The sequence below is a fragment of the Streptomyces capoamus genome (genome assembly GCF_014654935.1).
Classification (GTDB): Bacteria; Actinomycetota; Actinomycetes; order Streptomycetales; family Streptomycetaceae; genus Streptomyces; species Streptomyces capoamus.
Map to the genome: position 1 here is coordinate 245,151 of NZ_BNBF01000008.1, position 5,521 is coordinate 250,671.

Annotated in this window: 7 protein-coding genes; 4 read left to right on the forward strand and 3 right to left on the reverse strand. The window is 70.2% G+C overall.

Annotated elements, in window-relative coordinates:
* Together IE312_RS15610 and IE312_RS15615 are read right to left on the reverse strand one after the other, a co-directional pair.
* The coding region (locus IE312_RS15610; RefSeq protein ID WP_229899818.1) for a DUF4232 domain-containing protein at nucleotides 1-455 on the reverse strand (455 nt) is incomplete at its 3' end.
* A gap of 164 nt (nucleotides 456-619) precedes the next feature.
* Nucleotides 620-1,120, reverse strand: coding sequence for a hypothetical protein (locus IE312_RS15615; RefSeq protein WP_229899820.1), 501 nt, complete (start codon nucleotides 1,118-1,120; stop codon nucleotides 620-622).
* 397 nt (nucleotides 1,121-1,517) lie between these two features.
* On the opposite strand from IE312_RS15615, the gene IE312_RS15620 reads away from it, so the two are divergent.
* A complete protein-coding gene (locus IE312_RS15620; protein ID WP_030342654.1) occupies nucleotides 1,518-1,787 on the forward strand; it encodes a DUF397 domain-containing protein in 270 nt (89 codons plus the stop codon).
* A gap of 112 nt (nucleotides 1,788-1,899) precedes the next feature.
* On the opposite strand, the gene IE312_RS15625 is transcribed toward IE312_RS15620, so the two are convergent.
* Nucleotides 1,900-2,397, reverse strand: a complete 498-nt coding sequence (locus IE312_RS15625) for an ATP-binding protein (RefSeq protein ID WP_229899822.1) — start codon at nucleotides 2,395-2,397, stop codon at nucleotides 1,900-1,902.
* A 333-nt stretch (nucleotides 2,398-2,730) separates the two neighbouring features.
* Here IE312_RS15625 and IE312_RS15630 point away from each other — a divergent pair, with 333 nt between their 5' ends.
* The 3 genes from IE312_RS15630 to IE312_RS40270 form a co-directional block, all read left to right on the forward strand.
* Nucleotides 2,731-3,567: a Sco1979 family transcriptional regulator gene (locus IE312_RS15630; RefSeq protein WP_502266972.1), complete on the forward strand. Its 837-nt coding sequence runs from the start codon at nucleotides 2,731-2,733 to the stop codon at nucleotides 3,565-3,567.
* A gap of 87 nt (nucleotides 3,568-3,654) precedes the next feature.
* Nucleotides 3,655-5,115, forward strand: coding sequence for an aldehyde dehydrogenase family protein (locus IE312_RS15635; protein WP_189982170.1), 1,461 nt, complete (start codon nucleotides 3,655-3,657; stop codon nucleotides 5,113-5,115).
* 153 nt (nucleotides 5,116-5,268) lie between these two features.
* The coding region (locus IE312_RS40270) for a DinB family protein (protein WP_229899824.1) at nucleotides 5,269-5,521 on the forward strand (253 nt) is incomplete at its 3' end.

Consider the following 5,521-nt stretch of genomic DNA (forward strand, 5'->3'; position numbering starts at 1 on the left):
GCGGCGACCGGGCCGAACTTCCACGGGAAGCTGTGGCTGGTGTGCGTGCCGGGCAGGGTGATCGTCACCGTCTTCGCCGCCAGCGCGTTCCCGGCGCCGTCCTTGCCGCGTACGTAGCTGATCGAGAAGGACGCGGAGTCCCCCTTGGCCAGCTTCAGCTTCTGCGCCTTGGCGCCCTTGAGCACGGGCACGGTGGCCTTGCCGCCGCCACCACTCAGCACGACGGCCGGGAAGTGCTCCAGCGTGCAGGGCGCGCTCTGGTTGGTGAGGCTCACCGGGATCTCGCCGGTGTCGCCGGCGGCCGGGGCCACGCTCGCCGAGCCGAGCTGAACGGAGACCCCGCCGATGTCGCAGGCGGAACCGCTCTTGCCGTTCTTGTCCCCGCCGCCGTCGTCGCAGGCGGTCAGCAGCAGGGCGGCGGCGAGGGCGGTGACGGTGAGCGGAATGGCGCGCATGAGCAGATTCCCATCGAGGTCGGGACGGTCTCCCCGCATCATGACCCCTGCCCCGGGCACGGGATCACGCACCCCGGCCCGATTCACCGCTTCAGGGGTGCCCGGACCGCCCCCCGGGGGCCTCACCGCGCCGCCGACGCCGTCACCGTGCCGCCGTCACCGCTTCACGGTCCCGTCGGCAGTCCGGAAGGCAGCTTTCCGCCCTCCGCCTTGGTGTACGTCTCCTGGCCGGTCCCGCCCGACCAGGTCACCTTGAGTGTCGTGCCGTTGACGGAGTCGACCATGCCGGTGGTCCGCTCCTTGCCGCCGCCTCGGCAGGTCAGGTGGATCATCTGCATGCCGTCCTCGGCCCCCGCGGTCCCGCTGCACACGGTCCCGCCGGTCACGAAGACCCCGGCCTGCTTCCCGGTGACCACCAGGGCCACGATCTTGCCGCCGGCGGTGGTGATCCAGCTGCCCTGGAGCCTGGCGGAGGCGCCGCTCACGCGTGGTGAGGCGGTGCCCGCGGACGCGCCGGGCGAGGCGGCGGAGTCGGTGCTCTGCCCGGACCCCCCGGATGCGGTCTCCCCGTCCCCGGAACCGCCGCTGCACGCGGTCAGTGCCAGCGCGCCCACCAGTCCCGCGGCCAGGGCCGCGCCCCGCACCCTCGCACTCGCAGTAGTCACCGGAAAGCTCCCTCCGGGGTAGCGGCCGGCCGCCCTCGCCGGACGGCCCGCAGCGCAAGCTACCAGGAGCGGCCAGGACGACTTCCGCACGCCGGGCGGGTGACCCGGTGCCGCGTCGCCCCCCGGCGCGGGGCCCTCACCTCCCGGGCCACGGGCGCGGGGTGAACCCCGCCGACCGGAGCGTCCCGCGCACCCTGGAACATGTGGGGCGCGGTATGCGTCTCTTCTGGGGGACGGGGGAGCTTCGGTAAAGCGGACGTCAAGGCTGTAATCGCCGGGCCACTCCTCGTGCACGTGCATTTGCTCATGCAGCCGCACGTGAACCAAGTTATGATCCGGGTCAGTTGACCACAGCATCTATGGCCTCACCAGCCAGTGCACCACCGGGGAGCGACCTGTGGACCGCGACGTCGACGGCGTGTACGGGGGGTACGACGTGTACAACGGCATGGCTGCCACGCAGCTGAACGGAGTGGCCTGGCAGAAGAGCAGGCACAGCAACTCGCAGGGGTCCTGTGTGGAGTTCGCCCGATTGCCGGGCGGCGAGGTCGCCGTACGCAACTCGCGCTTCCCGGACGGGCCGGCGCTCGTCTACACGCGCGCGGAGATCGAGGCGATGCTGCTCGGCATCAAGGACGGCGAGTTCGACCACCTGATCACGAGCTGACCCGGCCGGTCCGTCTCCGAGTCCCCGATGGCAACGATGTCGTGTGCACGGGCATGTGCACGTGAAGAGTGGACGCGCGTAGAAAAAGCGCGTCCACCGGCGGGGATCCTGTTCAGCCGGCCGTCGGCAGCCGGAACATAGCCCAGACCACCTTGCCCTCCAGGGAGCCCGCGAGCGGGTGCCAGCCCCAGCTGTCGGCGAAGGACTCGACCAGGAACAGCCCGCGGCCCGACTCGGCCGAGAAGTCGTCCGAGTCCCGCTGGACCGGCGTCTCGTGGCTGGGATCGCGCACCCCGCACACCAGCCGCTCGCTCCAGCGCATCAGGTGCAGCCGCACGGGCGGCTGGAGCGCCTCGCTCCGGCACGGGGCGGCCGGCAGCGCGTGGCGCAGGGCGTTGGTGACGAGTTCCGAGACGACGAGGCAGATGTCGTCGAAGCGGTCGCCGACGTCCCAGCCGTCCAGGGTGTCGCGGGTGAAGCGCCGGGCCTCGCGCACCGCCTCGTAACGGGCGGGGAGTGCGCAGGAGGCGGCATCGGACACGGCCGCAGGATCCAGCGGCGGAAGGCCCTGCCGTAACGGCTTGAGCATGGTCGATCCATTCGTCCCCATGCGAGGCACTCCCGGGAATTCGCGGTCGTTGCGATGCAGCGGTGGCGCTGCACCATGGTTTCGGATGCGCACAGCAGATGCAAGGGCAGATGCACGTGCACGCGACCGAAATGGCCCCTCCCGTACCGCTTCTTAGCCATTTTTTCTGCCATCTCGGTGCCGATCTCGCCAGAGGTCCGGACCTCTGGCCGGTCCGGAGCGGGCAGTAAACGGCCGAGCTCTTTCCGTTTCCGTAACCGTGCGAGTACTGCTCGTCGTGTTTTAGTGGCAGACTTCGGCCCCTGAAGACGGTTGGGGAGGCTGGCGAACGTGAGCGCGGGAGAGCCCGGATCGGTGGTGCGGCGGATGCTGCTCGGCTCGCAACTCAGGCGACTGCGTGAAGCTCGGGGGATCACGCGCGAGAAGGCCGGATACTCGATCCGCGCCTCCGAGTCGAAGATCAGCCGGATGGAGCTGGGCCGGGTGAGCTTCAAGACGAGAGACGTCGAGGACCTGCTGACGCTCTACGGCATCACCGACGATGCGGAGCGCGAGTCGCTGCTCTCCCTCGCCCGGGAGGCCAACGTGGCGGGCTGGTGGCACAGTTACACCGACGTCCTGCCCAGCTGGTTCCCCACCTACGTGGGCCTGGAGGGCGCGGCCTCGTTGATCCGCGTCTACGAGGTGCAGTTCGTGCACGGCCTGCTGCAGACCGAGGAGTACGCCCGCGCGGTGGTCCGGCGCGGTATGCGGGGCGCGAGCAGCGCGGACGTCGAACGCCGGGTCGCCCTGCGCCTGGAGCGGCAGAAGCACCTGCTCGCCGACAACGCCCCCGAGTTCCACATCGTCCTGGACGAGGCGGCCCTGCGGCGCCCCTACGGCGACCGCGCGGTGATGCGCGGCCAGCTCCAGCACCTGATCGACATCTCCGCGCGGCCCAACGTACGGCTGCAGGTCATGCCGTTCAGCTTCGGCGGGCACTCCGGCGAGAGCGGTGCCTTCACCATCCTCAGCTTCCCCGAGTCCGACCTGTCCGACGTGGTCTACCTGGAGCAGCTGACCAGCGCCCTCTACCTGGACAAACGCGAGGACGTCGCCCAGTACGAGCAGGCCCTGAAGGAACTCCAGCAGGACAGCCCCGGGCCGGACGAGAGCCGGGACCTGCTGCGCGGCCTGCTGCAACTGTCCTGACCGGCCCCAACTCCCTTTACCTGCAAGTAGGATGACGTGCGCTCAGGCATGCACGGATCTGGCGTCCGCTAGCGATTGAGGGATCACATGTCGTCCTACTTCACCGATCTGGCCCGGCAGTACATCGACGGCGAGTGGCGCGCGGGCACCGGCTCCTGGGACGTCATCGACTTCAACCCCTACGACGACGAGAAGCTGGCCTCGATCACGGTCGCCACGGTCGACGAGGTGGACGAGGCCTACCGGGCCGCGGCCCGCGCCCAGAAGGAGTGGGGCGAGACCAACCCGTACACCCGGCGCACGGTGTTCGAGCGGGCGCTGCGGCTGATAGAGGACCGCGAGCAGGAGATAGCCGACCTGATCATCGCCGAACTCGGCGGCACCCGCGTGAAGGCCGGCTTCGAACTGCACCTCGCCAAGGAGTTCCTGCGCGAGGCGGTCCACCTCGCGCTGCGCCCCGAGGGCAGGATCCTGCCGTCCCCGACCGAGGGCAAGGAGAACCGGGTCTACCGGGTGCCGGTCGGGGTCGTGGGCGTGATCAGCCCGTTCAACTTCCCCTTCCTGCTGTCGCTGAAGTCGGTCGCGCCGGCCCTCGCGCTCGGCAACGCCGTGGTGCTCAAGCCGCACCAGAACACCCCGATCGCCGGCGGCACCCTGATCGCAAAGATCTTCGAGGAGGCCGGGCTGCCCGGCGGCCTGCTCAATGTCGTCGTCACCGACATCGCCGAGATCGGTGACGCGTTCATCGAGCACCCGGTGCCGAAGGTCATCTCCTTCACCGGCTCCGACAAGGTCGGCCGGCACGTCGCCACCGTCTGCGCCCGGCACTTCAAGCGGGCGGTCCTGGAACTGGGCGGCAACAGCGCGCTGGTGGTGCTGGACGACGCCGACGTCGACTACGCGGTGGACGCGGCCGTCTTCAGCCGGTTCGTGCACCAGGGCCAGGTCTGCATGGCCGCCAACCGGGTCCTCGTGGACAGCGCCGTCGCCGAGGAGTTCACCGAGAAGTTCGTCGCCAAGGTCAGGACCCTCAAGGTGGGTGACCCGCGCGACCCGGAGACCGTGATCGGCCCGGTGATCAACGCCGCGCAGGCGAACGCCGTCGCGGGCACCGTGGAGCAGGCGCTCGCCGAGGGCGCCACCGCCCTGGTGCGCGGCAGCACGACCAACAACCTGGTCGAGCCCACCGTACTGACCGGGATCCCCGCCGGGTCCCCGCTGCTCCAGCAGGAGGTCTTCGGCCCGGTGGTCTTCCTGGTCCCCTTCGACGGGGACGAGGAGGCGGTCCGGATCGTCAACGACACCCCCTACGGCCTGAGCGGCGCCGTGCACACGGGCGACATCGAGCGGGGCGTGGCCTTCGCCAAGCGGATCGACACCGGCATGTTCCACGTGAACGACGGCACGGTCCACGACGAGCCGATCGTGCCCTTCGGCGGCGAGAAGCACTCGGGCCTCGGCCGCCTCAACGGCGAGACGACGCTGGAGGCGTTCACCACGGTGAAGTGGATCTCGGTGCAGCACGGCCGCAGCGGGTTCCCCTTCTAGTTCCGGCGGCACCAGGGACCTGGTTCCGGCGGCACCCGGGACTCCGAGAGCAACGGAGGTGCATTGAGGACAGCAGCTGTCCTCAATGCCCCGTAGCGTTCTCGGTGTCGGGGGAACGGCCCCGGCGAACGGCCCGACGAAAGGCGGCACGCCATGGTCACGCACGTTCCGGCAGAGGCGAAGGGCGACGAGCGCGGGGCGCTGCTGGCGTTCCTCGAGGAGCAGCGCGGCGGGATCCGCCGGGCGCTGCTCGGGCTGACCGAGGAGCAGGCCCGTACCCGCCCGAGTGCGAGCGAGCTGTCCCTCGGCGGTCTGCTCAAGCACGTGGCGGAGGTCGAGCAGAGCTGGATCGCCCGGGCGAAGCAGGAACCGCCGGCGGTGCGGCGCGACGAGTCCAACTGGCACG